General features: G+C 73.0%; 20 protein-coding genes and 1 tRNA gene. 10 read left to right on the forward strand and 11 right to left on the reverse strand.

The genetic code is table 11. The features are described 5' to 3' along the window. Nucleotides 1–2 precede the first annotated feature (2 nt). Both D2L64_RS13590 and D2L64_RS13595 read right to left on the reverse strand, forming a co-directional pair. Nucleotides 3–938: an SWIM zinc finger family protein gene (locus D2L64_RS13590; RefSeq protein WP_119576069.1), complete on the reverse strand. Its 936-nt coding sequence runs from the start codon at nucleotides 936–938 to the stop codon at nucleotides 3–5. Then, a complete protein-coding gene (locus tag D2L64_RS13595; protein ID WP_119576072.1) occupies nucleotides 935–4,015 on the reverse strand; it encodes a DEAD/DEAH box helicase in 3,081 nt (1,026 codons plus the stop codon). Before D2L64_RS13595 ends, D2L64_RS13590 begins: the two co-directional genes overlap by 4 nt. Nucleotides 4,016–4,107: 92 nt before the next feature. Here D2L64_RS13595 and D2L64_RS13600 point away from each other — a divergent pair, with 92 nt between their 5' ends. Together D2L64_RS13600 and D2L64_RS13605 are read left to right on the forward strand one after the other, a co-directional pair. Next, nucleotides 4,108–4,977: a carbohydrate kinase family protein gene (locus tag D2L64_RS13600; RefSeq protein WP_119576075.1), complete on the forward strand. Its 870-nt coding sequence runs from the start codon at nucleotides 4,108–4,110 to the stop codon at nucleotides 4,975–4,977. A 75-nt stretch (nucleotides 4,978–5,052) separates the two neighbouring features. Beyond that, the gene (locus D2L64_RS13605; protein ID WP_119576078.1) at nucleotides 5,053–5,259 is read left to right on the forward strand and encodes a hypothetical protein; all 207 of its coding nucleotides are present in this window, start codon (nucleotides 5,053–5,055) and stop codon (nucleotides 5,257–5,259) included. Between the two features lie 70 nt (nucleotides 5,260–5,329). Here D2L64_RS13605 and D2L64_RS13610 read toward each other — a convergent pair whose 3' ends face one another. Then, nucleotides 5,330–6,475, reverse strand: a complete 1,146-nt coding sequence (locus tag D2L64_RS13610) for a polysaccharide pyruvyl transferase family protein (RefSeq protein ID WP_119576081.1) — start codon at nucleotides 6,473–6,475, stop codon at nucleotides 5,330–5,332. A 149-nt stretch (nucleotides 6,476–6,624) separates the two neighbouring features. Between D2L64_RS13610 and D2L64_RS13615 the strand changes: the two genes are divergently transcribed. Beyond that, nucleotides 6,625–7,563: a phosphotransferase gene (locus D2L64_RS13615; protein ID WP_119576085.1), complete on the forward strand. Its 939-nt coding sequence runs from the start codon at nucleotides 6,625–6,627 to the stop codon at nucleotides 7,561–7,563. A 12-nt stretch (nucleotides 7,564–7,575) separates the two neighbouring features. Here D2L64_RS13615 and D2L64_RS13620 read toward each other — a convergent pair whose 3' ends face one another. Beyond that, nucleotides 7,576–8,373, reverse strand: a complete 798-nt coding sequence (locus D2L64_RS13620; protein ID WP_119576087.1) for an alpha/beta fold hydrolase — start codon at nucleotides 8,371–8,373, stop codon at nucleotides 7,576–7,578. Nucleotides 8,374–8,553: 180 nt separating this feature from the next. Between D2L64_RS13620 and D2L64_RS13625 the strand changes: the two genes are divergently transcribed. After that, the gene (locus D2L64_RS13625) at nucleotides 8,554–9,378 is read left to right on the forward strand and encodes a pectate lyase (protein ID WP_119576090.1); all 825 of its coding nucleotides are present in this window, start codon (nucleotides 8,554–8,556) and stop codon (nucleotides 9,376–9,378) included. 59 nt (nucleotides 9,379–9,437) lie between these two features. Here D2L64_RS13625 and D2L64_RS13630 read toward each other — a convergent pair. The 5 genes from D2L64_RS13630 to D2L64_RS13650 all read right to left on the reverse strand — a co-directional run bounded on the left by D2L64_RS13630 (nucleotide 9,438) and on the right by D2L64_RS13650 (nucleotide 13,855). Then, nucleotides 9,438–9,512: transfer RNA gene (locus tag D2L64_RS13630), tRNA-Val, on the reverse strand. An 87-nt stretch (nucleotides 9,513–9,599) separates the two neighbouring features. Beyond that, on the reverse strand, nucleotides 9,600–10,064 hold the full coding sequence (locus D2L64_RS13635) for a peroxiredoxin (protein ID WP_119576093.1): 465 nt from the start codon (nucleotides 10,062–10,064) through the stop codon (nucleotides 9,600–9,602). Nucleotides 10,065–10,120: 56 nt separating this feature from the next. Next, nucleotides 10,121–10,558 (reverse strand): DUF3052 domain-containing protein, encoded by a 438-nt coding sequence (locus tag D2L64_RS13640; RefSeq protein WP_119576096.1) that lies wholly within the window; start codon nucleotides 10,556–10,558, stop codon nucleotides 10,121–10,123. 113 nt (nucleotides 10,559–10,671) lie between these two features. Next, nucleotides 10,672–13,389 (reverse strand): thiamine pyrophosphate-dependent enzyme, encoded by a 2,718-nt coding sequence (locus tag D2L64_RS28500; protein ID WP_119576099.1) that lies wholly within the window; start codon nucleotides 13,387–13,389, stop codon nucleotides 10,672–10,674. Nucleotides 13,390–13,450: 61 nt separating this feature from the next. After that, nucleotides 13,451–13,855: a YjbQ family protein gene (locus D2L64_RS13650; protein WP_199714522.1), complete on the reverse strand. Its 405-nt coding sequence runs from the start codon at nucleotides 13,853–13,855 to the stop codon at nucleotides 13,451–13,453. Between the two features lie 223 nt (nucleotides 13,856–14,078). Between D2L64_RS13650 and aceE the strand changes: the two genes are divergently transcribed. Continuing rightward, nucleotides 14,079–16,823, forward strand: coding sequence for a pyruvate dehydrogenase (acetyl-transferring), homodimeric type (aceE, locus tag D2L64_RS13655; protein ID WP_119576105.1), 2,745 nt, complete (start codon nucleotides 14,079–14,081; stop codon nucleotides 16,821–16,823). A gap of 269 nt (nucleotides 16,824–17,092) precedes the next feature. Here aceE and D2L64_RS13660 read toward each other — a convergent pair whose 3' ends face one another. Then, nucleotides 17,093–17,539 (reverse strand): SRPBCC family protein, encoded by a 447-nt coding sequence (locus D2L64_RS13660; protein WP_119576108.1) that lies wholly within the window; start codon nucleotides 17,537–17,539, stop codon nucleotides 17,093–17,095. 185 nt (nucleotides 17,540–17,724) lie between these two features. Between D2L64_RS13660 and D2L64_RS13665 the strand changes: the two genes are divergently transcribed. The 4 genes from D2L64_RS13665 to D2L64_RS13680 all read left to right on the forward strand — a co-directional run bounded on the left by D2L64_RS13665 (nucleotide 17,725) and on the right by D2L64_RS13680 (nucleotide 22,787). After that, entirely contained in the window at nucleotides 17,725–19,074 is a 1,350-nt protein-coding gene (locus tag D2L64_RS13665) for a GH1 family beta-glucosidase (RefSeq protein WP_119576111.1), read from the forward strand. Further along, complete coding sequence (locus D2L64_RS13670; protein ID WP_119576114.1) at nucleotides 19,071–20,342, forward strand: MFS transporter; 1,272 nt, start codon at nucleotides 19,071–19,073, stop codon at nucleotides 20,340–20,342. The genes D2L64_RS13665 and D2L64_RS13670 overlap by 4 nt, the downstream gene beginning before the upstream one ends. An 81-nt stretch (nucleotides 20,343–20,423) precedes the next feature. After that, a complete protein-coding gene (gltX, locus tag D2L64_RS13675) occupies nucleotides 20,424–21,833 on the forward strand; it encodes a glutamate--tRNA ligase (protein ID WP_119576116.1) in 1,410 nt (469 codons plus the stop codon). A gap of 306 nt (nucleotides 21,834–22,139) precedes the next feature. Then, on the forward strand, nucleotides 22,140–22,787 hold the full coding sequence (locus D2L64_RS13680; RefSeq protein ID WP_119576119.1) for a hypothetical protein: 648 nt from the start codon (nucleotides 22,140–22,142) through the stop codon (nucleotides 22,785–22,787). A gap of 87 nt (nucleotides 22,788–22,874) precedes the next feature. Here the strand turns inward: D2L64_RS13680 and D2L64_RS13685 are convergent, their stop codons facing one another. Next, a complete protein-coding gene (locus tag D2L64_RS13685; RefSeq protein ID WP_119576123.1) occupies nucleotides 22,875–23,264 on the reverse strand; it encodes a hypothetical protein in 390 nt (129 codons plus the stop codon). A 92-nt stretch (nucleotides 23,265–23,356) separates the two neighbouring features. On the opposite strand from D2L64_RS13685, the gene D2L64_RS13690 reads away from it, so the two are divergent. Next, the gene (locus tag D2L64_RS13690; protein WP_325049906.1) at nucleotides 23,357–24,679 is read left to right on the forward strand and encodes a PucR family transcriptional regulator; all 1,323 of its coding nucleotides are present in this window, start codon (nucleotides 23,357–23,359) and stop codon (nucleotides 24,677–24,679) included. Nucleotides 24,680–24,737 lie beyond the last annotated feature (58 nt).

The raw sequence follows: 24,737 nt of genomic DNA on the forward strand, positions 1-24,737 counted from the left end.
GGTCACCGTCCGAGTTGCCGGTACGCCTGGCGCAGCCGTTCCACCAGACCTGGCCCGCCGATCGCCGGTGCGGGTGCGCCGAGCTGTCGCAGCAGCAGGTCCGGACGACTGGCCAGGCTGGGTGGGCGGTCCGGGAGCGGCACCGGCGGCAACCAGAACCGGTCCACCGCCTCGGCCAGTGGCGCCACGGGCAGGTCGGCGAGGACACCCGCCGCACCGGCGGCGGGACTGCCCTCGGCGGGCCGCCCGCCGGGTGGCTGGTCGGTCGGTCCGGTCGGTGCGTCGGCGACCCGGGGTACGGGTGGCGCGACGGCGGCCGGCTGGCCGGTACGCAGTTCGCGTAGCCGGTCGAGCAGCTCCGCGCGGCTGCGCCCGCGCCAGTGCAGCAGGGCGAACGGGTCCGCGTCGAACGCCTCGGCGAGCAGGTAGAAGGTGGCCGCGAGGTGTTTGCACGGCACCGCGGCGTCCGGGCACGAGCAACGCTGTTCCAGCTCCGTCACGGTGGCCGGGAACAGGGGCGCACCGGCGGCGACGAACAGCTCCTCCAGCTCCGCCGGCAGGTCACCGGCGAGCAGCCGGGCGCTGAAGAACGCCTGCGCGGCCAGGTCCGCCTCGATCCGTTGCCACAGCTGCGGCGGGAACCGGGGCAGTTCGATGTGGACCTGGTACGGACGGGGCCGGGAGCCCTGCACCGCCGCGCTCACCACGCCCGGTGCGACGTCGAGGCGTACCACCTGACCCGCGCGGGCGTACGACCGGCCACGGGTCAGCCGGGTGCCGAGCGCGAACGACTCCAGCACCTCCAGGAATCGGCGGGACCACCAGGACACCCCGATGGCGCCCCGGGTGCTGCGGGCGCGCAGCCCGCCGTCGACCCGACGCGGCGGGCCGTAGTCGGCGAACCGACCCCGCCCGCCACCGCTGGTCGGGCTGGTCATTCGGCCACCGCCCCGGCTTCGAGGGTGAACAACTCGCGCAGCTGGGTGGTGGACAGTTCCGTGATCCACTGCTCGCCGGTGCCGACCACCGAGGCGGCCAGGCCCCGCTTCTCGGCGATCAGGGCGGCGACCTTCTCCTCCACCGTGCCCGCGCAGACGAACTTGCGTACCTGCACCCGGCGACGCTGGCCGATGCGGAACGCCCGGTCGGTGGCCTGGTCCTCCACCGCCGGGTTCCACCACCGGTCGACGTGCACCACGTGGTTGGCGGCGGTCAGGGTCAGCCCGGTGCCACCGGCCTTGAGGGAGAGCACGAACAACGCCGGGCCGTCGTCCGACTGGAACCGGGACACCATCTCGTCCCGGTCGGCCTTGCCGACCCCGCCGTGCAGGAACAGCACCTCGCGGCCGAACCGGGCCGACAGGTGGCCGCGCAGCATCCCGCCGAACTCCGCGTACTGGGTGAACAGCAGGGCCTTCTCGCCCGCCGCGAGGACCTCGTCGAGGATCTCCGTCAGCCGGGCCAGCTTGCCGGAGCGGCCGTCCAACGGGGATCCGTCACGCAGCAACTGCGCGGGATGGTTGCAGACCTGCTTGAGCCGGGTCATGGTGGCCAGCACCAGGCCGCGCCGTTCGATGCCGTCGCTGGACTCGATGCGGGCCAGCATGTCGTCGACCACCACCCGGTAGAGCGCGGCCTGCTCGGCGGTGAGGTTGCAGACCACCTCCATCTCCAACTTCTCCGGCAGGTCGGAGATGATCGACGAGTCGGTCTTGAGTCGACGCAGCACGAACGGACCGGTGATCCGGCGCAGCCGTTCGGCGGTCTCGGTGTCGCCGTGCCGCTCGATCGGCTCGGCGAACCGCTTGCGGAACGTCGCCGCCGGGCCGAGCAGCCCCGGGTTGGCGAACTGCATGATGGACCAGAGGTCGGCCAGGCGGTTCTCCACCGGCGTACCGGTCACCGCGATGCGGTGCCGGGCGGGCAGCGTACGGACCGCCTCGGCCTGCCGGGTGGCGGCGTTCTTGATCGCCTGCGCCTCGTCCAGCACCACCCGGTGCCAGTCCACCCCGGCCAGGTCCACCGCGTCCCGCGCCGCCACCGAGTACGTGGTGAGCACCAGGTCCGCGTCCTGCGCGACGGCACCGACGTCGTCGCCCCGGGCCCGCTGCGCGCCGTGGTGCACGTGCACCCGCAGCTTCGGGGTGAACCGGTCCGCCTCCCGCTGCCAGTTGCCGACCAGCGACATCGGGCAGACCAGCAGGGTCGGCCCCGCCGCCGGTGGGTCCGCGGCGAGCAGCGCCAGCAGCTGCACCGTCTTGCCCAGTCCCATGTCGTCGGCGAGTACGCCGCCCAGTCCGAGCGACTGGAGGAACGTCAACCAGGCCAGCCCCCGTCGCTGGTACGGCCGCAGCGTGCCGTGGAACGACGGCGGCGGGTCCAGCGGCGTGAGTCGCCGCTCCACCGACCCGGCGAGCAGGTCGCCCAGCGCGCCGTCGGCGCTGACCTCCAGCACCGGCAGGGCGTCCGGCTGCTCGGCGTCGGCCAGGCCCAGCCGGAGCAGGTCGGCCACGGTCAGTTCGCCGCTGGAGCGCAGCAGGCGCAGGCCCGCCGCCAGCCGTTTCGGGTCCAGCTCGACCCAGCGACCACGCAACCGCACCAGCGGCGTCTTCAACTCGGCCAGCCGGGCCAACTCGTCTTCGGTCAGCGGCTGGTCGCCCAGGGCCAGCTCCCAGCGGTAGTCGACCAGGGCGTCGAGTCCGACCCGGTCGCCGGAGCCGGTGACCGTGCCGGGCGCGGTGCGGGAGCCGGCTCGCAGCCGCGCGCCGAGCCGTGCCGAGGGCCGCCGCCACCACGACGGCAGCAGCACGGTGAACCCGGCCGCGTGCAGCATCGGGGCGCCCTCGCGCAGGAAACGGTGGGCACCCTCGACGTCCAACTCCAACGCCTCGGGCGTCGCGGTACGCAGCGCCGTGTCCAGTTCGGGCCAGAGCCGGCTGGCCCGGCCCAGCTCGGCCAGCAGGGTCTCCTGCGGGCTGTCGACCGTCGGCAGGCCCGCGCCGCGCCACACCTGGCCGGCGTCGACGTGCAGGCCCGGCTCGTCGGCCGCGTGCAGCCCGAACTCCAGCCGCCAGGTGCCCTCGACCGGCACCGCCGCCGCGGGCCCGGCGGGAACCCCGGTCGGCGCCTCGTCGATCTCCTCGGCCGGCGGTTCGACCAGCCGGAAGCCGGCCCGGACCGCCCCGCCCGCGGCGTCGCGCTGCCAGGCGTCCAGTTCGCCGCGGAGCAGTTCCAGCGCCGCCGGCTCCGCGCTGAACTCCCGCTGCGGCCCGGTCAGCGCGCCGAGCCAGGCCGCCACCGCGCCGTCGCGCCGTACCCCGCGCGCCAGGGTGGCGTCGGGCAGCGACGCCCGTACCGCCGCGTCGGTGAGCGCGTCGAGCGCGTCGCCGACCAGCAGCCCCGGCACGTCCGCGGCGACCGCCGCCCGGGCGGCCGGCGGCAGGGCCAGGGCGAGCGCCCGGGCCCAGGCCGCGTCGGTGCCGGTGAGCAACGGCCGCCACACGGCGCGGGCGTACGCCCGCTGGTCCGGACGACCGCGGCCACCAGCGGGGTCGGCCAGCCCGGGCAGGACCCGGCCTCGACCGGCCAGGTCGGCGGCGAAGCCGGCCAGTTCGGCCAGGTGCCGCAGCGTCGCGCCGGGCGCGGCGGTCAGCCCGTCGAGGGTACGCAGCAGTGCCAGCGCCGCGTCCGGGGCGTACGCGAGGACGGGCACCCGCCAGCCGGCCAGGGTGACCGGGCCACGGGCCGGTGCCTCGACGGTGGTCCGGACCAGTTCCGGCGAGTCGACCGGTGATCCGGCGCGGGTGGGCAGGGTGAGCAGCGCGGTGTCGGCCGCCGCCGGTTCGGCGGCCTCGGCCAGGACGGCGGCCAGGGTGGCATGGGTGGCGGCGAACGGATGCGGGCGCTCCCGGGGCGGGCGGCCGGGACGGCGCGGGGCCTGCGGCGGCAGGGTGGTGTCCTCGCCCCAGACGGCAAGTCCCCGGCCGGGCAGCCACATCCCGTGGACGACCAGCACCCACCCCTCCCCTCTCCGGCAGGCGCCCACGGTCGAGCCCGGTCGGCACCCGGGGTCAGGATAGGCGCAGCCGGCGGACTACCGTCGGCGCCATGTACGACCTGTTGGTGATCGGCGGGCTCGGGGTGGATGTCCGGGTCCGGGTGCCGGCGCTACCGCTGCCGGTGGTCGACTCGGTCACCGTCGACCCCATCGAGCTGCGGGTCGGCAACACCGGCGCCGGCACGGTGCTCGCCGCGCACGCGCTCGGGTTGCGGGTGGCGGTGGTCGACACCGTCGGCGCGGACCCGGCCGGTGACGTGGTCCGGGCCGCGCTGAGCCGCACCGGGGTGCACGCCGTGCTGGCCGACGAGCCCGCCGGTACCCGCCGCTCGGTGAACCTGGTCGATCCCACCGGACGGCGGATGTCGCTGTACGACCCCCGCCCCGGCGCCGGCCCCGCGCCGTTCTCGGCGGCGCACCTGGCACCGCTGGTCCGGCAGGCCACCCACGTCCACCTGTCGATCATGAACTGGGTCCGGGAGCTGCTGCCGGAGCTGGGTGGGATGCTGGCCGAGGGCGTGGGCAGCTCCACCGACCTGCACGACTGGGACGGGCACCACCCGTACCACCGCCCGTTCGCCGAGGTCGCCGAGCTGGTGCTGGTCAGCGGCGTGGCGTTGGGTGACCGGGCGGCGGCGGTGGCGGCCGCGGCGGCCCCCCGCCCGGTGCTGGTGACCCGCGGCGCCGACGGCGCGGACCTGCACCTCGGTGGCACCGTGACCCGGATACCGGCCGCCACCCCGCCCGGTCCGGTGGTCGACACCAACGGTGCCGGGGACGCCTTCGCCGCCGGGCTCGTCGCGGCCCGTCTCCGCGGCGCCACCTGGGCCGAGGCCGCCGGGTACGCCGCCCGGGTCGCCGCGGCGGCCTGCACCCACGACGGCATGGAGTACCCGCCGGGACTGCTCCCCCGCGCCTGACGTCCCGCCGCGCGGAGGCCGGGCGCGCCGGGGCGATCCGCTGCGCGGGCGCGGCGTGCGGGGCAGGATGGGTGCATGGCAGCATCGGTTGAGATTGCGCTGGTGGGTGGTTCGGCAGACGGCCAGCACGTCACCGTCGAGTTGGACCCGAACGACCGGCCGCCGCTGACCCACCATCACGTGGGGCCGGGCGGGCTGGCCGAGGCGGACATCTACGAACTCGAATCGGTTGATGCCGACGCCCGGACGTGGTGCTACCGCTGGCGCGGCCCGGCGGTCTGACCGCGCGCGTGTCGGCGCGCCGACCGCCCGGCGGGTCCGGCGACGTACGCCGGACGACCCGTCACGGCGCTCAGGCGCCGACCTCGACCAGCGAGCGGCTGCGCAGGCTCTCCAGCACCGCCCGGGTGACCTGCGAGGTGCCCCGGGCCTCCTCGCAGACCTGCGCCACCCGACGGGCGGTGGTCTCGGCCCGCTGTTCGCGCTCGTCCCACAGCTGGTCCACCTCGGCCAGCAACGGGCCCTCCACCTCCCGCTCCACGCCGCGCAACGCCGGCACCCCGAGCCGCTGGGCCAGGTCGAAGACCTTGCCGGCGTACGGCAGCGGCAGGAACGGGGTACCCATCATCGCGGCGAAGATCAGGAAGTGCAGCCGCATGCCGACCGCCAGGTCGAAGTGGCGCATCAGCCCGAGCACCTGCTGGGGGCTGTAGGTGCCGTGCAGGATCCGACCCCGCTCGGCGGCGATCATGTGCGACAGCACGCCGTGCGAGTGCCGGATGTCGTCGCGTTCCATCGGCACGAACAGCACGTGGGCATCGATGCGGTGCACCAGGAAGTCACCGATCTGGGCGAGCAGCCGGTGGTAGCCGTCCACGTCGAGCCGTTCGGCGGCCCGCCCCGGCTCGCGTACGCTCATCCCGACCAGCCGCTTGCCGTCGGGTACGCCCTCCTCGCGCAGCAGGCTCGCCGGGAAGTCCGCCGGCTCCAGCAGGAAGGCGGGATCACCGGTGACGGTGATCGGGTTGAGCAGCCCGGCCTCCTCCAGCACCATCCGCGACTCCTGGTCGCGTACGGTCACCTGGGTCGCGCCGGCCAGCGTCTCGCGCACCATGCCGGTGTCCACCATCTCGCTGAGCGGCCCGACACCGACCGCGTAGGTCAGCAACGGCAGGCCACGTTCCTGCGCGACCCGCACCACCCGCAGGTAGCGGCGGGCCTCCTTGTCGTAGAGGATGCCGCCACCGCCGAGGATGAGCAGGTCGAGCTGGGACAGCACGAGGGCCGAGTCGGTCCGGCTGACCCCCTCCCAAGGCACCGCCTCCACGTCCGGATGCGCCTGCGCGGTATGCGCCGGATTCCGCGAGAAGACGATGATCCGCGCGTTCGGTTCCTGCTGCCGCAGGTCGGTCAACAGGCCGGTGAGGATGGCCTCGTCGCCGAGGTTGCGCCCACCGTATGAGCCGAGCACGCCGATGGTCAGTCCGCCACGCGTCATCGTCGCTCCTCCCCAGGTGCGTCCGTCCGACGGTTTCCCCGCTGCGGCGCCGAACACTCCTCGATCCGGCCGCCCCGAACTGTCCCGAGCCGCTCCGGGGGTGGGATATGGCTTGCCGGTCGTCGTCCGGTTGCCCAGCGTTGGGCGGTATGGAGGGACACCCGAACAATCGACTCCGGTGGGCCGAGTTGCCGCCGGAGGTGCGGTCCGCGGTGCAGGAGATCCTCGGTGACCGGGTGGTGGCGGCGGTCTCCCAGCCCGGTGGCTACTCGCCCGGCACCGCCGACCGGGTGCGGACCGCCGGCGGCCGGCGGGCCTTCGTCAAGGCGGCCAGCCCGGCGCAGAACCCGGACACGCCGGACGCGCACCGCGCCGAGGCACGGATCACCGCCGCGCTGCCCGCGTACGCCCCGACGCCCCGGCTGCTCGGCTGTCACGACGACGGCTACTGGGTGGCCCTGGTCCTCACCGACGTCGACGGGCGGGCGCCGAGCACCCCGTGGCGCCCCGACGAACTCGACGCGGTGCTGGCGGCCCTGGCGCGAATGGCCGCCGCGCTCACCCCCGTCGCCCTGCCGCGGGTACCGCCGATCGCCGAGCGCCTGGCCGGGGACTTCACCGGTTGGGCGAACGTGGCCGCCGATCCGCCGCCGGACCTGCACCCCTGGGCCCGCGCCCACCTCGACGAACTCCGCGCCGCCACGCAACGGGGTCTCGCCACGCTGGCCGGCGACACGCTGTGCCACACCGACCTGCGCGGCGACAACCTGCTGATCGACGGCGACGGGCGGGTCACCGTGGTCGACTGGCCCTGGGCGGCGCACGGCCCGGCCTGGTTGGACAGCGCGCTGCTGCTGCTCGACGTGTGCCTGCACGGCGGGTACGACCTCGACACCCTGCTGCGGCGGCTCCCGCTCGCCGCCGACGCCGATCCCGCGGCGCTACTCGGCCTCTACGCCGGCCTGGCCGGCTTCTTCACCGACCGGGCCCGGCTCCCGGCACCGCCCGGCATCCCGACCCTGCGCCCCTTCCAGCAGGCTCAGGCCGACGTCCTGCTGCCCTGGCTGGCCAATCAGCTCACCGCCTGACCCGCGGCGTGCTCAGGCCGGGGTGTTGAGGGTGTGGGTGAGGAACGGCAGGACCACGGCGGGCAGGGCCGGCGAGTCGACGATGTCGTAGTGGGTCAGGCCGGGCAGCACGGCCAGCCGGGCGTCCGGGCGGCCCGTGCCGTCCCAACCCCCGTCCCGGTGACCGCCGCCGAGCAGGCCGAAGAACTCCACCACGTGGGCGAGGCGGACCGAGTCGGCGTCGGCGAAGACCAGCAACGTCGGCGTGCTCAGGGTGGCCACCTCCGACGACCAGTCGTACTCGCGGCGCAGCAACTCGCCGGTCTTGGCCCAGAGCCGGGGCCAGTCCTGCGGGCGCGGCGCGACGGCCTGGTACAGCTGCTCGGGCGGGGTGCCGCGCATCCGCTCGCCGGCCGCCTCGTCGGGCTCGGGCATGCCGGCCAGCACCTCCGGGAACCAGCCCTGGCGTCGGCAGGGCGCGGAGACCACGACCAGCCGGCGCAGCAGTTCCCGGTGCTGGATCGCCAGCCGCAGGGCCACCCCGCCGCCCAGGGAGAAACCCAGCACGTCGGCGGGGGCCAGACCGAGATGGACGATCAGTGCGGCGACGTCATCGGCCATCGACTCGTACCGCAGCGGCCGGTCGACGTCGGCGGTCCGGCCGTGGCCCGGTAGGTCGACGCTGACCACCCGGCGCCGCTCGGCCAGCACCGGTCGGATCGCGGCGAACATCTCCACCGCGCCGAAGCCACCGTGCAGCAGCACCAGCGGGCGGCCGGAGCCGTGCGTCTCGTACCAGAACCGGACGCCGTTGACCTCCGCGTAGCCCACGCCACCCCCGCCTGTTCCCGCCGCCACCGGCCCACATCGTCACACCGTCGGCGGTGCGGCGACCCCGGAGCGTAGTTTCTCGGCGAGGAATCCGCCGGCCCCCGTCCGCGACCCGGTGCCCGAACGTACTCCCCGGTGTCGTAGTCCGCGCCGCGGCGCGAACACAGAAGGGGAGCACCGATGCCAGGATCTCACCGCAGGTGGCTGGCCGCCGGCATTCTGACCGCCGGGCTGGCCGCCACCGTGGCAGTCACCAACCTGGCCGCCGCCGAAACCCCACCCGGCCCGCCACCGGCGGCCTCCGGCGCGTCGCAGGCCGACACCACGGCGCGACCGCTGGCCGGGCCACCGCCGGCGACCGGGCAGCAGACGGTCACCGAGACGATCCGGGTCACTGGCAGTTTCGACGGGGCGAACCGGCGCTTCGTCGGCGGCGGCGACCTGGGCGACGGCGGCCAGGACGAGGGGCAGGATCCGCTGTTCCGGCTGGCCGACGGTGCGGTGTTGGAGAACGTGATCCTCGGCGCGCCGGCCGCCGACGGGGTGCACTGTGCGGGCAGCTGCACCCTGCGCAACGTGCACTGGGAGGACGTCGGCGAGGACGCCGCCACCTTCCGCGGCACCGGCGCCGTCGTACTGATCCAGGGCGGCAGCGCGGCGAAGGCCGCGGACAAGATCTTCCAGGACAACCGGGGCGCCGGTGGATCCGTCACCATCACCGACTTCCAGGTCGACGACGACTTCGGCAAGCTCTACCGCTCCTGCGGCAACTGCCGGACCCAGGCGCCGCGCACCGTCACCCTGCGGAACATCACCGTCACCGGCACCGGTGACGTACTGGCCGGGATCAACGCCAACCTCGGCGACCGGGCCGTCATCGAGGGCGTGACGTTCACCGGCGGTGGCCGGGCCGATCTCTGTGACCTCTTCGAGGGCAACGACAGCGGCGCCGAGCCCCGCAAGATCGGCGCCGGGCCGGACGGCCGTGCCTGCATCGTCCGCTGACCGACGCCACGGCCCGGAGAGCTGCTCTCCGGGTCGTGGCCGACGCTGGTCGTGATACGTGGTGGGCGCGGCAGGTTTCGAACCTGCGACCCCTCGCTTGTAAGGCGAGTGCTCTCCCACTGAGCTACGCGCCCGGAAACGCCGTACGGCGGACCGGCGGTTGGCAGCTTACCCTGCCGTCCACCGGCCCGGCCGGACGGTCGCACCCGTTGGGATGGGGGTCAGGCGGTGGCATCCGCCAGGGCCTTGCGCCAGCCCTGCTGGTCGCGCGGTTCGCCCGGCATGTTCATCTCGGCGAAGCGGACGACGCCGGCCTTGTCGATGACGAAGGTGCCCCGGTTGGCGATGCCGGCGACCTCGTTGAAGACCCCGTACGCCTGGGCGACGGCACCGTGCGGCCAGAAGTCGGCAAGCATCGGGAACTGGTAGCCCTCCCGGTCCGCCCAGATCTTGTGGCTGTAGACCGAGTCGACGCTCACGGTCAGCACCTGGACGTCGTCGTTGACGTACTCGTCGAGGTTGTCCCGCACCTCGCACAGTTCGCCCTGGCACACACCGGTGAAGGCCAGCGGGTAGAAGACCAGCAGGACAGTACGCCGGCCGCGGAAGTCGGAGAGCCGGAGCTCCTGGTTGTTCTGGTCCTTCAACACGAAGTCCGGCGCCTCGGCGCCAACCTCGATCGGCATGCGAACTCCTAGGGTCGAGTGGGGGATCCGCTCAGCGTGTCACATCGGCGGCCGGGCTACTTCTTGCCCTTTGCGCCACGACGCAGCACGAGGCGGGCGCCGCTCCAGTCCTTGCCGGCGTTGATCGTCGAGGTCGGCTGGAGGCCGGCGGTGGACGCGGACTCGGCGATCTCGCTCGCCTCGACGTGGCCGTCCCGGCCGGCCTTGGGCGTCAGCAGCCACACGACCCCGTTGTCGGCCAGCGGCCCGAGGGCGTCGACGAGCAGCTCGAAGAGATCACCGTCGCCGTCGCGGTACCAGACCAGGACGGCGTCGACCACCTCGTCGGTGTCCTCGTCGACCAGGTCTCCACAACGGTCGGTCAGGGCGTCTCGGAGATCGGAGTCGACGTCGTCGTCGTAGCCCATCTCCATGACGACCATGCCCGGCTCGATACCGAACCGGTCCGCCAGGCTGCGTACCCCGTCGGCAGCCTGACCAGCGGTCGCGCTCACTGTCGCGTGCCTCCTCATCTCGTCCGAGCTGGCGGTGCCCGTTCGGTGCCGCCAGGCAAAGTCCACACAGTTGCGCCGTCCTGCGCAAGTGGCGCACCGGGTGGGTACGAAATTTACCGTGCCAGCAGCGTACGGGCACCCTGGGTGATGGCTTCCTCGGACACCAGCACCTGCCGGGCAGCCGGACCCAGCGGGACAAAGGAGTCAACCGCCGCCACCCGGCGCGCGGCACCGACATACCCGGCGTCGACCAGCGCGGCGAGCACCCCCTCGCCGACCCCGCCGGAGCGCCGGGTCTCGTCCACGACCAGCACCCGGCCGGTCGCCGCGGCCTCCCGGATGAGGTCGGCCACCGGCAGCGGCGCGAGCCACCGCAGGTCCACCACCCGACAGCCGACCCCCTCGTCGGCCAGCGCCGACGCCGCCCGCAGCGACATCCGTACGCCGTTGCCGAAGGTGATGATGGTGACGTCCTCGGCCGATCCGACGCCGTACACCCGGGCCCGGCCGACCGGCACGTGGCCGCCCGCCCAGGCACCCGGCTCGGCATAGCCGGCCAGCCACTCCCCGTCACCGTCGGTGTAGAGATCGCGGGTGTGGTACAGCGCGATCGGCTCCAGGAACACGCAGACACTGCCGTCCACCGCCGCACTGGCCAGGCAGGTCCGCAGCATCGCCGCCGCGTCGTCCGGCCGGGCCGGTACGGCCACCACCAGGCCGGGCACGTCCCGCAGTACGGCCACCGAGTTGTCGTTGTGGAAGTGCCCGCCGAAGCCCTCCTGGTACGCCAGCCCGGCGACCCGCACCACCATCGGGTTACGCAGCGCGCCCTGGGAGAAGAACCCCATGGTCGCCGCCTCGCCGCGCAACTGGTCCTCGGCGTTGTGCAGGTACGCGAGGTACTGGATCTCCGGTACCGGAAGCATCCCGGCCAGCCCCGCGCCGAGGCCGAGGCCGAGGATCGAGGTCTCGTCGAGCAGCGTGTCGAACACCCGGGCCGCACCGAAGCGGTCGCGCAGTCCCTCGGTGACCCCGTACACCCCGCCCTTGGCGGCCACGTCCTCGCCGAAGACCGCCATCTGCGGGTACTCCAGCAGGCCGTCGGTGAGCGCGGCGTTGATGCTCTGCGCCAGGGTGAGCGGGCCGGACAACTCGGGCGGTTTGCCGCCGAAGGTCTCCGCTCGGGCGCCGGCACCCGCACCGGCGGCCCGGGCCCCCGCGTCCGCCACCGCCCGGGCGACCCGCAGCGGCCGACGCGGGGCCAGCGGGGCGAGCACCTCGGCCGGGCTGGTCAGCTTCGGCTCGTCGAGCACCTCCTCGGCGATCCGGCGGACCCGCCAGCCGATCTCGTCGTACCGCTCCAGCAGCTCCGCGCCGCCGGCCAGGCCCGCCTCGACCAGCCGGCGCGCGGTGGCCACCACCGGATCGGCGGCCAGGTCGGCGGCGATCTCGTCGGCGCTGCGGTACGCGCTCTCGGCGTCCGCGCCGGTGTGGCCCATCAACCGGACCGTGCTCAGGTGCAGCACCGCCGGCCGCCGGTGCCGACGGACCCACGCCGCCGCCTCGGTCGCCGCCCGGTACACACCGACCAGGTCGGCACCGTCAACGGCGAAGTACCGGATGCCCGGCTTCGCGCGCAGGGTGGTCGCCACCCAGCCCTGCGGCGATCGCACGCTGATGCCCAGGCCGTTGTCCTCGCAGACGAAGAGCACCGGGATACGCAGGCCGGTGTGGTCGTACCAGCCGGCGGTGTTGAAGGCCGCGGTGGCGCTCGCGTGGTTGACCGAGGCGTCGCCGAACGAGCAGACCACGATCGCGTCCGGCGGCCAGGGCGCCAGGGCGGTGACGGCGGCACCGGCGCCCGACGTGGTGGCGTCGGCGGACGCGGGGGCGCTGGCGGTGCCGGACGCGGGGGCGGTGGCCGTGGGGTCGGGGGCAGGGTCGGCGGTCGCGGGCGCGGGGGTGCTGGTGCCCTCGGACGCGGGGGCGCTGCCGGGCGCCGCCCGCCGGGGATCGGTACGGCGCAGCCGCTCCACCGCGAGACCCATGCCGACCGCCCGGGGCAGGTGCGAGGCGACGGTGGAGGTGGTCGGCACCACAGCCAGGTCGGCCCGGCCGAAGACCTTGTGTCGGCCACCGGCGATCGGTTCCTGGCCGGAAGCCACCATCCCGCGCAGCACGTCACGGGCCGCCGCGGCGTACGCCGCGGCAACCGGTCGTACCGCGGCCGGCCGCGCGTCGGGTGCGGCCTCGTCCTCGGCGCCGTCCACCGATGCGGTCACGGACATCCGCGAAGGCCGCGCCAGCGCTACCGCCTCGGCCCGGTCCGCCGAGGCACCGGTCGCCACCTCCCGCGTCGCGGCAGCACCGTCCGCGGGTGCTCCGTCGACCACCGCCCCGGTCGTCCCGTCGCCAAGCGGGCCGGCCAGCCCGGTGGAGTCGGCCGGGGCGGCCAGCCCGGTGGAGTCGGCCGGGGCGGCGTCCCCGGCGGCCTGGGCGACCCGGACGCAGTAGAAGGCGCCGGAGCGGTAGTGCAGCAGGGCCGGATCGGTCGGGCGCAGCGCGGCGGCCACCGCGGCGTTGGCCTCGTGACCCGCCGAGCCGATGGTGTGGTAGCCCTCGCCGAAGCTATGCAGCCAACGGCCGGCGAGATCCAGTTGCCGGCTGGTGACCTGGGCGTCGAATAGATCCAACAGTTGGGCGCCGGTCAGTGCCGCGCCCTCGGCCACCGGCTGCGTGGGGTCGGCGCGGTGCTGCGGCGCGCCCAACGCGGCCAGGGACTCCCGGAACCGGTCGTCGAGATCATGCGGGGTGGTCACGTCCGACAGCATTACCGACCGGAGCACGCGACGCCCACTCGAACCGGGCTCGTCTTCGTCCGAGCTGGTCTGGTCAGCCGGGTAGGAAGGAGAGGCGGACCTGTCGGGTCGTGTTGTCACCGTTGGTGTCGACCAGGCAGATCGACTGCCAGGTGCCCAGTGCGAGCCGCCCGCCGAGCACCGGCAGGGTGGCGTACGGTGCGACGAAGGCGGGCAGTACGTGGTCGCGCCCGTGCCCCGGCGAGCCGTGCCGGTGCCGCCACCGGTCGTCGGTCGGCAGTACGTCGTCCAGCGCGGTGAGCAGGTCGTCGTCCGAGCCGGCGCCGGTCTCGATGATGGCCAGCCCGGCGGTGGCGTGCGGTACGAAGACGTGCAGCAGACCGTCGCCCTGGCCGGCGACGAACTGTTCGGCCTCGGTGGTGATGTCCCGAACCGTCGGCCGGGAACCCGTCCGAACCGTGATCACCTCGCTTCGCATACCTCCCATCCTTCCCCATCGGTCACCGACCTTTCGAGATCTTGGTACGAAAGCGCCTCCCGGCGGGCACTTTCCTACCGAGATCCGCGGAGGAAGGTCGGCGAGTTACCGACGAGTACCTGTGGTGAGGGTCGCCCTTCGGGCGGGTGGACGTGACGCCAGGTGCCACGACGGGGCAGGATGGCGCTAGAGACCTATCCCACACACAACCGAGGGAACGCCTGTGGCTACGGAACGCAAGCGCCCGGTGATCACGGCCGGCCTGCCGAGCCAGCTTCCGGACATCGACCCCGAAGAAACCAGCGAGTGGGTCGAGTCGCTCGACGGTGTCATCGACGAGCGTGGCACCAAGCGGGCCCGCTACGTGATGCTGCGTCTGCTGGAGCGCGCCCGTGAGCGCCAGGTCGGGGTGCCGTCGCTGACCACCACCGACTACATCAACACCATCCCGCCGGAGCGCGAACCGTGGTTCCCCGGCGACGAGCACGTGGAGCGCCGGATCCGGGCGTACGTGCGGTGGAACGCGGCGATGCTGGTGCATCGTGCCCAGCGCCCGGAGATCGGTGTCGGCGGTCACATCTCCACCTTCGCCAGCTCCGCGTCGTTGTACGAGGTCGGCTTCAACCACTTCTTCCGGGGCAAGAACCACCCCGGCGGCGGCGACCAGATCTTCTACCAGGGTCACGCCTCCCCCGGCATGTACGCCCGGGCGTTCCTCGAGGGCCGGCTCAGCGAGAACCAGCTCGACGGCTTCCGGCAGGAGCTGTCGCACCCCGGCGGCGGCCTGCCGTCGTACCCGCACCCGCGGCTGATGTCGGACTTCTGGGAGTTCCCCACGGTCTCCATGGGGCTGGGCGGACTGAACGCCATCTACCAAGCCCGGTTCAACCGGTACCTGCACCACCGGGGCATCAAGGACACCTCCGACCAGAACGTCTGGGCGTTCCTCGGCGACGGTGAGATGGACGAACCGGAGACCCTCGGCGCCATCGGGGTGGCCGCCCGCGAGGAGCTGGACAACCTCACCTTCGTGATCAACTGCAACCTGCAACGGCTGGACGGGCCGGTGCGCGGCAACGGCAAGGTGATGCAGGAGCTGGAGGCGTTCTTCCGGGGTGCCGGCTGGAACGTCATCAAGGTGGTCTGGGGCCGGGAGTGGGACCCGCTGCTCGCCGCCGACACCGACGGCGCGCTGGTCAACCTGATGAACACCACGCCCGACGGCGACTACCAGACCTACAAGGCGGAGTCCGGGGCGTACGTTCGGGAGCACTTCTTCGGTCGGGACCCGCGGACCCGCAAGATGGTCGAGGGCCTGACCGACGACGAGATCTGGAACCTCAAGCGGGGCGGACACGACTACCGCAAGCTCTACGCGGCCTACAAGGCGGCGACCGAGCACACCGGGCAGCCGACGGTGATCCTCGCCAAGACCATCAAGGGCTGGACGCTGGGCTCGCACTTCGAGGGCCGCAACGCCACGCACCAGATGAAGAAGCTGACGCTGGAGGACCTGAAGACCTTCCGCGACCGGCTCTACCTGGACATCCCGGACTCGGCGCTGGAGGAGAACCCGTACCTGCCGCCGTACCACCAGCCGGGCGAGAAGTCCGACGAGATGCAGTACCTGCACGAGCGGCGTCAGCAGCTCGGCGGTTACCTGCCGAGCCGGCGCACCGCCGCCAAGTCGCTGGCCATCCCGGGCAGCGAGCGTTTCGCCGACATCAAGCGGGGTTCGGGCAAGCAGAAGGTGGCCACCACGATGGCCTTCGTCCGCCTGCTCAAGGACCTGATGAAGGACAAGCAGTTCGGCAAGCGCTGGGTGCCGATCATCCCCGACGAGGCGCGTACCTTCGGCCTGGACTCGATCTTCCCGACCGCCAAGATCTACTCGCCGCACGGCCAGCGGTACACCTCGGTCGACCGGGAGCTGTTCCTGTCGTACAAGGAGTCGACGGCCGGGCAGATCCTGCACGAGGGGATCAACGAGGCCGGTTCGGTCGCGTCGTTCACCGCCGCCGGTTCGTCGTACGCCACGCACGACGAGCCGATGATCCCGATGTACATCTTCTACTCGATGTTCGGGTTCCAGCGCACCGGTGACGGCTTCTGGGCGGCGGCCGACCAGATGGCCCGCGGCTTCGTGCTCGGCGCCACCGCCGGTCGCACCACGCTCAACGGTGAGGGCCTCCAGCACGAGGACGGCCACTCGCTGCTGCTCGCGGCCACCAACCCGGCGGTCGTCTCGTACGACCCGGCGTTCGCGTTCGAGATCGCGCACATCGTGGAGAACGGCCTGCACCGGATGTACGGCGCGGAGCAGGAGAACGTCTTCTACTACCTCACCATCTACAACGAGCCGATCCACCAGCCGGCCGAGCCCGAGGGCGTGGACGCCGAGGGCATCGTCAAGGGCATCTACCGCTACGCGGCGGCCCCGGCGGTGGAGGGCGACGCCCCCCGGGCGAACGTGCTCGCCTCCGGCACCGGCATGCAGTGGGCGCTCAAGGCGCAGCAACTGCTCGCCCAGGACTGGGGGGTGGCCGCCGACGTCTGGTCGGTGACCTCCTGGACCGAACTGCGCCGCGACGCGGTCGAGTGCGAGGCGTACAACCTCCTGCACCCGGGCGCCGAGCAGCGGGTGCCGTACATCCAGCGGAAGCTGGCCGACGCCGAGGGGCCGAAGGTCGCGGTCAGCGACTGGATGCGCGCGGTGCCGGACCTGATCTCCCGCTGGGTGCCCGGTGACTGGACCTCCCTGGGCACCGACGGGTTCGGCCTGTCCGACACCCGGCACGCGCTGCGGCGGCACTTCCACGTCGACGCCGAGTCGATCGCGGTCGCGACGCTGCGGCAGCTCGCGCTGCGCGGCGTCGTACCGGCGCACGTACCGGCCGAGGCGGCCAAGAAGTACGCCATCGACGACGTGAACGCCGCCCCGGTCGGCGAGACCGGCGGCGACAGCTGACAGCAGGGTCACGAAGGGGTCCGGCGCGTGCGCCGGACCCCTTCGTCATCGAGGGCGGCGCCCGATCGCCGGACGGTCGCCACCGTCCCGTGGCATCCGGAGTGGCTCGTTCGACGGGCGCCGTACATCGAGAGCAACCCGAGCCAGCCGGGCCACTGGAGCCCACCGGGTTCGCGGGCCGGGTATGCCGAAAGCGGTGGCGGCCCGGGTGCACCTGGTAGGGACACCGGGGCCGCCACCGTCGCGGGTGGACGCCAGGACGCGGCCGCTCAGCCGACGGCGGCCAGGTCGGTCAGCCGGGCCAGCGAGTCCTCCAGATCGGCGCCGACCCGACGCAGGCCGAGGCGGAGCAGGGCAGCCTTGACCGGACCGGCCGGCCAACGTACGACGATCAGCCGGACGACCGTTCCGCCCGCCTCCTCGTCGGGGGTGAGCTGGACGTATATCTCGGTGCGCGCCTCCGCACGGGCACCGGCGCCCTTGGCGCGTTCACGCCAGCCGATCAGGGTCGGTTCCTGGTAGGCGATCACCTCGGCCTCATGCGCGGCACCGCGTCCGGCCTGGACCAGTTGCCGTCTCCCGAAGCCCTCCCCCGAGAGGACCTCGGCCGCCCGGACCCCGGCCAACCAGGCGGGCAACTGCTCGGCCCGCTGCACCACATCCCAGACCGCTTCCACCGGCGCCGCCACGTGCGCGCTGCGTTCCACGAGGATCATTTCCGTCTTCCTCCAGTGAGGACATCCCACGATATCGGCACTGTATGCGCAAAAACGGACGTATCTGGACGGGTTCGTAAAAGACACGCCGAAAGGTATTGATTACCGCCCTGGATCGGCCTATGGACCGAAGCCTCGACGCCCCCTAGAGTTCCGAACACGTTTCGCGTTTCCTGGGAGGGCGCATGCAGACCGCACCACTGCCCGATTTCCCCGCCGGATTCCGTTGGGGCGTCTCCACGTCCGCGTACCAGATCGAGGGCGCCGCCCGCGCCGACGGCCGGGGACCGTCCATCTGGGACACCTTCGCCCACTCCCCCGGTCGCGTCGTCGACGGCAGCAACGGCGACGTGGCCTGCGACCACTACCACCGCTACGCCGAGGACATCGCGCTGATGGCCGGGCTGGGCGTGACCGCGTACCGGTTCTCGGTGGCCTGGCCCCGGGTGCTGCCGACCGGGACCGGCGCGGTCAACCCGCCGGGGCTGGACTTCTACGAACGGCTCGTCGACGGGCTGCTCGAACAGGGCATCGACCCGGTGGCCACGCTGTTCCACTGGGACCTGCCGCAGCCGGTGCAGGACGCCGGCGGCTGGTTGAACCGGGACACCGCACACCGGTTCGCCGAGTACGCCGACCTGGTGGCGGCCCGCCTCGGCGACCGGGTGAAGCTCTGGATCACGCTGAACGAGCCGTTCATCCACATGAGCCTCGGCCACGGCACCGGCGAACACGCCCCCGGGGCGGCGCTGCTCTTCGACGCCTTCCCGGTGGCCCACCACCAGCTGCTCGGGCACGGCCTGGCCGTCGCCGCGCTGCGCGCCCGCTGCGGCGCCCCGGTCGCCATCGCCAACAACTACTCGCCGGTGCGACCCGTCGGCACCGACCCGGCCGACCTCGCCGCCGCGGCCGGGTACGAGGCGCTGCACAACCGGCTGTTCACCGACCCGCTGCTCGGTCGCGGCTACCCGACCGAGCTGGGCTTCGACGAGTCCGTGGTGCGCGACGGCGACCTCGACGTGATCGCCGCCCCGCTGGACGTGCTCGGGGTCAACTACTACAACCCGACCGGCGTACGCGCCCCCGAGGAGGGCTCGCCGCTGCCGTTCGAGCTGGTGCCGCTGGACGGTTACCCGCGTACCGCCTTCGACTGGCCGGTGGCCCCGGACGGGCTGCGCGAACTGCTCGACTGGTTGCACCGGCGGTACGGGCCGGACCTGCCGCCGATCCAGATCACCGAGAGCGGCTGCGCGTACGACGACACGCCGGACGCCGAGGGCCGGGTGCCGGACCCGGACCGGATCGCCTACCTGGACGGCCACCTGCGCGCGGTGCACGCGGCGATGGCCGACGGGGTCGACGTGACCGGGTACTTCGTCTGGTCCCTGCTGGACAACTGGGAGTGGGCCGAGGGCTTCACCAAGCGCTTCGGCCTGGTGCACGTCGACTTCGCCACCGGAGCGCGTACGCCCAAGTCGTCGTACTCCTGGCTGCGCGAGGCCATCGCGGCGGCCCGTCGGGAACCTCCGCGGTGACCACCGTCGACCCGACGCCGGCCTCGCTGCCGGCGGCGCTGGCGGAGCCGACCGTGTCGGTGCGGCGCGGCTGGATCGCGCTGCTGTTCGCCGCCAACCTCGGCGTCTGGATGGCGTTCTTCACCCCGATCCAGGTGCTGCTGCCGCAGCAGCTCGGACAGATCGCGCCGACGAACAAGGAGACCATGCTGGCGGTGGTCACCGGGTTCGGCGCGCTGGCCGCGGTGATCGTCAACCCGCTGGTCGGGGCGCTGTCGGACCGGACCTGCCTGCGGATCGGCGGTCGGGAGTTCGGCCGCCGGCACGTCTGGACCCTCGGCGGCGCGGTGCTCGGCGCGCTGTCGCTGGTACTGCTCGCCCAGGCGCAGACCGTGCTCGGCGTGGTCGTCGGCTGGATCGCCGCGCAGACCTGCTTCAACGCGATGCTGGCCAGCCTGACCGCCGCCGTGCCGGACCGGGTCCCGGTCGCCCAGCGCGGCGGCGTCTCGGGCTGGGTCGGCATCCCGCAGGCGCTCGGGCTGGTGCTCGGCGTCGTCCTGGTCACCGCCGTGGTCACCGGCACCGCCGCCGGCTACCTGGCGATCGCCGCCGCGGTGCTGCTGTTCGCCCTGCCGTTCGCGCTGCGCACCACCGACGACCCGCTGCCGCGTACGCACCGACCCCCGCTGCGTGGACTGCTGGCCGGCATGTGGGTGTCGCCGCGCCGATACCCGGACTTCGGCTGGGCCTGGATCACCCGGTTCCTGGTGCAGCTCGGCAACGCCTTCGGCACCCTCTACCTGCTGTACTTCCTCACCGACGAGGTACGGGTGGCCGACCCCGAGGGCGGCCTGCTGGTGCTGATCCTGCTGTACACCGCCGGGCTGATGGCGACCACGGTGGTCGCCGGGCGGCTGTCGGACCGCTCGGGCAAACGCAAGATCTTCGTGATCGTCGCCGGGATGGTGATCGCGGTCGCCGCGCTGCTGCTGGCCGTCGCGCCCACCTGGCCGATGGCGATCGTCGCCGCGCTGCTGCTCGGCGGCGGCTACGGCGTCTACCTGTCGGTGGACGCCGCCCTGATCACCCAGGTGCTGCCCCGGGCCACCGACCGGGCCAAGGACCTCGGCGTGATCAACATCGCGAACTCCGCGCCACAGGTGCTCGGCCCGGCCATCTCCGCTCCGATCGTGGTCTACCTGGGCGGCTACCCGGCCCTGTACGCGACCACGGCCGCCGTGACCGTCCTCGGCAGCGTGCTGGTGTTGAAGATCCGCTCCGTGCCCTGACGCCCGTGACGTGAGGATGGGCCCCGGCACAACGCCAGGCGATGACAATGGGCCCCGCCGCACCTCTGTAGGCTGGAGGTCGTGACGGTACGTGTGCGTTTCGCCCCCTCCCCGACCGGTATGTTCCACGTCGGCGGTGCCCGCTCGGCGCTGCAGAACTGGATCTTCGCCAAGCAGCAGGGCGGAGTGTTCGTGCTGCGCATCGAGGACACCGACGCGGCCCGCAACAAGCCGGAGTGGACCGAGGGCATCCTGTCGGCGCTGGACTGGATCGGCATCGAGCGGGGCAGCTACGAGGGCCCGCACTTCCAGTCCTCGTACGCCGACGAGCACCGCGCCGCCGCCCGCCGGCTGCACGACTCGGGCCGGGCGTACTACTGCGACTGCACCCGCGAGGCGGTACAGGCCCGCACCGGCAACCAGTACACCGGTTACGACGGGTACTGCCGTGACCGGGGACTGCCGCCGGGCGAGGGCCGCGCGCTGCGCTTCCGTACGCCGGACGAGGGTTCGACGGTGGTGGTCGACCTGATCCGGGGCGAGCCGACCTTCGAGAACAAACTCATCGAGGACTTCGTCATCGCCCGCGGCGACGGCTCGCCGGTCTTCCTGCTGGCCAACGTCGTGGACGACATGACGATGGGGATCACCCACGTGATCCGGGCCGAGGAACACCTGCCCAACACCCCGAAGCAGCAACTGCTCTGGGACGCCCTCGGGGTGAAGCCGCCGATCTGGGCACACGTGCCGGTGGTGGTCAACGAGAAGCGGCAGAAGCTGTCCAAGCGGCGCGACAAGGTCGCGCTGGAGGCGTACCGGGACGAGGGCTACCTCGCCGACGCGATGCGCAACTACCTGATGCTGCTCGGCTGGGCGCCCTCGGGTGACCGGGAGATCGTGCCCTGGTCGGTGATCGAGGACGAGTTCCGGCTGGACGAGGTCAACCCGTCACCGGCGTTCTTCGACGAGAAGAAGCTGCGCGCGTTCAACGGCGAGTACATCCGGGCGCTGCCGGTCGAGGAGTTCGTGGCGGCCTGCCAGCCGTGGCTGACCGGTACCGGCACGATCGCGCCGCCGCCGTGGCAGCCCACAGAGTTCGACCCGGCGGTGTTCGCCGCGGTCGCGCCGCTGGCCCAGACCCGGATCGCGGTACTCAGCGAGATCGTGCCGAACGTCGACTTCCTCTTCGTCGCCTCGCCGCTGATCGACGAGGCGGCCTGGGCCAAGGCCATGAAGGAGGGCTCGGCGGAGCTGCTGGACGCCACCATCGCGGCCTTCGAGGCGGTCACCTCCTGGGACGCCGACACACTCAAGGCCACCCTGGAGGCGGTCGGCGCGGAGCGTGGCCTCAAGCTCGGCAAGGCGCAGGCACCGGTACGGGTGGCGGTGACCGGCCGGACCGTCGGCCTGCCGCTGTTCGAGTCGTTGGAGGTGCTCGGCTCAGAGCGCACCCTGGCCCGGCTGCGCGCCGCCCGGGTCCGCCTGTTCTGATCGGCCCGCCCACCCGGACCGCCGGATGTGACCTTCGTCGCATCCCGCGTGGTCCGGGTCGGCTGGGCGTTCGGGTACCCATCGCGCCCTCCGCAAAGGTAAAATCCGCCCGCTGGTCAACGGCCGCTACCTTGTCGAGTCGAGATCGCAGATAGTTCCAATTACTGTTCCACCAGCTGCAACCGATCGACGTTCTGCGGAGTCTTTGAGGTGGGTACCCGTCCTGTGGGCACGGTCGCCGCCGTCAACCTTCCGACGCGTGACTCCTGCAGCACAGCCACCCATCGAACGGGGCGAGGAGGCGGCATGGTCCGACGGATGAGGCGACTGGCCGCGGTGGCCCTGGGTGGAGTGGCGGCGGTGTTGCTGTCGGCCGCGTTCGCCGAGCCGGTCAGGGCGGCGCCGAAGACCCCGCCACCCGGGGTGGACATCACCGGGCACGGGCTGACCGAACCGCTGCGGCTGCGCGCCGAGACCCATCCAGAGCACGTCAAGGCCATTGTCGACCAGGTCAGCGCCCGTGGGCTGGTACGGCAGGCGAGCAGCCCGAAGAAGGCCGAACTCGGTCCGAAGTACACGGTCGTGGTGTTCGCCGGTGACGTTCCCAAGCAGACGTACGACCTCTACCCGAAGGCGGCCGGCGGGCCCCGGGTGTTCCGGCCGGCCAAGCAGCCGGACCGTAAGTCCACCGCGGCCTGGTTCCTCGGCCGGGTCAGCATGTCCGAGACGCTGCGCACCGCCGGCGTACCGCTGGAGCGGACGTTCGAGGCGGTCAGCGGCGGCATCGGCGGGGGTGAACGGATCATCCCCGAGGAGGCGCTCAACCCCGCGCAGGACATCAACGAGGCGTTCGGCGAGCTGCGGCGCCTGCTGCTGCTCAACGTGGCGGTGGTGCTGGTGATCACCATCGGCCTGGCCGGAATCGCGCTGCTGATTCGCCGCCGGACCCGCTGACCACCGGCTGGTCGCCGGAGCACTACCGTCGCTCCGTCGCTCCGGCCGCCTCCCGGCACGCGCCGGCCCGGCGCCGGTGCGGCGTGATCAGCACCAGCGACGTGGTGGACGTTCCCGCCGGGTGTTGCGGTGCGCCGGCCGGACCGGACCGTGCCGGTGCGCGCCGGCCCAGCCGGGCAGGTCGCTACGACAACCCGAGTGGGCCGGCTCCGGCTGCTCGTCAGCCGGCTCCGGGCCACGCTGGCGCGGCAGTGCGGGTACGGTGCCGCACTGGCGGGGCGGCGCCGGTTCGACGGGGCGGGGCCGCTGCGCCGGGTCGTCCTCCTGGCGCTCGGGCATCCGGGTCGCGGCCGGTTCGACGGGGTGACTGAGACCGGTGGGGCGGCGATGGTGCTTGCCACCGGCCGGCTGGTCGTGCGGGCCCGATCGAGACGGCTCCCCCTGGGCGCAACCGTGCTCGGCCTCGCCGTGCGCCATCGGCCTCTCCTCACGCTCTCGCCCACACCCGCCGGTGCCCACCCGACGTGCCCTGACACCGTACTGGCCGGCCCCGACGCGCCGGACGGCGCGTGCCCGTATCGGCGCCGGTCTCCGCGTCGCCGGCTGCCGTGCCGGTCCTGCTCAGGGCATGTCAGGCTAGTCGGGTGAGCGAATCGGGCGGGACGGAGTTGTCGGCCACCCTGCGCCGGATCGAACGGGCGGCCGGGGCGTTGGCCACCGCCAGCGTGGCCCGGATGGACGAGACCCTGCCCTGGTTCCGGGAGCTGCCGGCCGACCAGCGTTCGTGGGTGATGCTCGTGGCCCAGGCCGGCGCCCGTTCCCTGGTGCAGTGGTTGCAGTCCGGCGGTGGGGCCGCCGAGGGCACCCAGGAGGTCTCCGACGAGGTGTTCGCCACGGCGCCGCAGGCGCTGGCCCGGTCCATCAGCCTCCAGCAGACCGTCGCCCTGATCAAGGTCACCATCGACGTGGTCGAGGCGCAGGTGGGCCAACTGGCCGCACCGGGTGAGGAACCGCAGCTGCGCGAGGCGGTGCTGCGCTTCTCCCGGGAGATCGCCTTCGCCGCCGCCCGGGTCTACGCCCGGGCCGCCGAGTCGCGCGGTTCCTGGGATGCCCGCCTGCAGGCGCTGCTGGTGGACGCGCTGCTGCGCGGCGACTCCCCGGACGTGCTGGCCAGCCGCGCCGCCGCGCTCGGCTGGACGGACGCGCCGCCGGTCGCGGTGGCGGTGGGCACCTCACCCGGCGGGGAGGTCTCCGTCGTGCTGCACACCGTCTACCGGCTGGCCCGGCGGATCGGGGTCGAGGTGATCGGCGGCGTGCACGGCGACCGGCTGGTGATCGTGCTCGGCGGGGCGGCCGACCCGGTGGCCGCCACCGGGAAGCTGTTGAGCGCCTTCGGTGCCGGCCCGGTGGTGGTCGGGCCGGCGGTGCCGAGCCTGGACGAGGCCACCGAGTCGGCCCGGGCGGCGCTGGCCGGTTACCGGGCGGCGCCGGCCTGGCCGGCCGCGCCACGGCCGGTACACGCCGGTGACCTGCTGCCGGAGCGGGCCCTGGCCGGCGACGCGGAGGCCCGCCGCCGGTTGCGCCACGACGTGTACGCGTCCCTGGTGCGGGCCGGTGGTGAGCTGCTGGAGACCCTGGACGCCTTCTTCGCCGCCGGCGGTACGTTGGAGAGTGCCGCGCGGGCGTTGTACGTGCATCCGAACACGGTGCGTTACCGGCTGCGACGGATCTCCGATGTGACCGGTTTCAGTCCGCTGGCCCCTCGGGACGCCTTCGCGCTGCGGGTCGCGTTGACGGTCGGCCGGCTGGATCCGGTGGCGCCGACCCAGACATTGCCCCCACCGGCCGGTAAAAGATCACAGACTGGCGACGATCAACGCCAATCTTTGTAGGATCCCTCCAATGGTCCTAGTGCGGTTTGGTGTCACTCGGCACAGCGCAACCCGCTGG

Origin of the sequence: Micromonospora radicis (genome assembly GCF_003583405.1) — a bacterium.
In the GTDB taxonomy this organism is placed as follows: domain Bacteria; phylum Actinomycetota; class Actinomycetes; order Mycobacteriales; family Micromonosporaceae; genus Micromonospora; species Micromonospora radicis.

Excerpts from the sequence above, each read along its gene's own strand:
- D2L64_RS13590 (WP_119576069.1), bottom strand. The coding sequence starts at position 938 with ATGACCAGCCCGACCAGCGGTGGCGGGCGGGGTCGGTTCGCCGACTAC.
- D2L64_RS13600 (WP_119576075.1), top strand. The coding sequence starts at position 4,108 with ATGTACGACCTGTTGGTGATCGGCGGGCTCGGGGTGGATGTCCGGGTC.
- D2L64_RS13605 (WP_119576078.1), top strand. The coding sequence starts at position 5,053 with ATGGCAGCATCGGTTGAGATTGCGCTGGTGGGTGGTTCGGCAGACGGC.
- D2L64_RS13610 (WP_119576081.1), bottom strand. The coding sequence starts at position 6,475 with ATGACGCGTGGCGGACTGACCATCGGCGTGCTCGGCTCATACGGTGGG.
- D2L64_RS13615 (WP_119576085.1), top strand. The coding sequence starts at position 6,625 with ATGGAGGGACACCCGAACAATCGACTCCGGTGGGCCGAGTTGCCGCCG.
- D2L64_RS13625 (WP_119576090.1), top strand. The coding sequence starts at position 8,554 with ATGCCAGGATCTCACCGCAGGTGGCTGGCCGCCGGCATTCTGACCGCC.
- D2L64_RS13635 (WP_119576093.1), bottom strand. The coding sequence starts at position 10,064 with ATGCCGATCGAGGTTGGCGCCGAGGCGCCGGACTTCGTGTTGAAGGAC.
- D2L64_RS28500 (WP_119576099.1), bottom strand. The coding sequence starts at position 13,389 with ATGCTGTCGGACGTGACCACCCCGCATGATCTCGACGACCGGTTCCGG.
- D2L64_RS13650 (WP_199714522.1), bottom strand. The coding sequence starts at position 13,855 with ATGCGAAGCGAGGTGATCACGGTTCGGACGGGTTCCCGGCCGACGGTT.
- D2L64_RS13660 (WP_119576108.1), bottom strand. The coding sequence starts at position 17,539 with ATGATCCTCGTGGAACGCAGCGCGCACGTGGCGGCGCCGGTGGAAGCG.
- D2L64_RS13665 (WP_119576111.1), top strand. The coding sequence starts at position 17,725 with ATGCAGACCGCACCACTGCCCGATTTCCCCGCCGGATTCCGTTGGGGC.
- D2L64_RS13680 (WP_119576119.1), top strand. The coding sequence starts at position 22,140 with ATGGTCCGACGGATGAGGCGACTGGCCGCGGTGGCCCTGGGTGGAGTG.
- D2L64_RS13685 (WP_119576123.1), bottom strand. The coding sequence starts at position 23,264 with ATGGCGCACGGCGAGGCCGAGCACGGTTGCGCCCAGGGGGAGCCGTCT.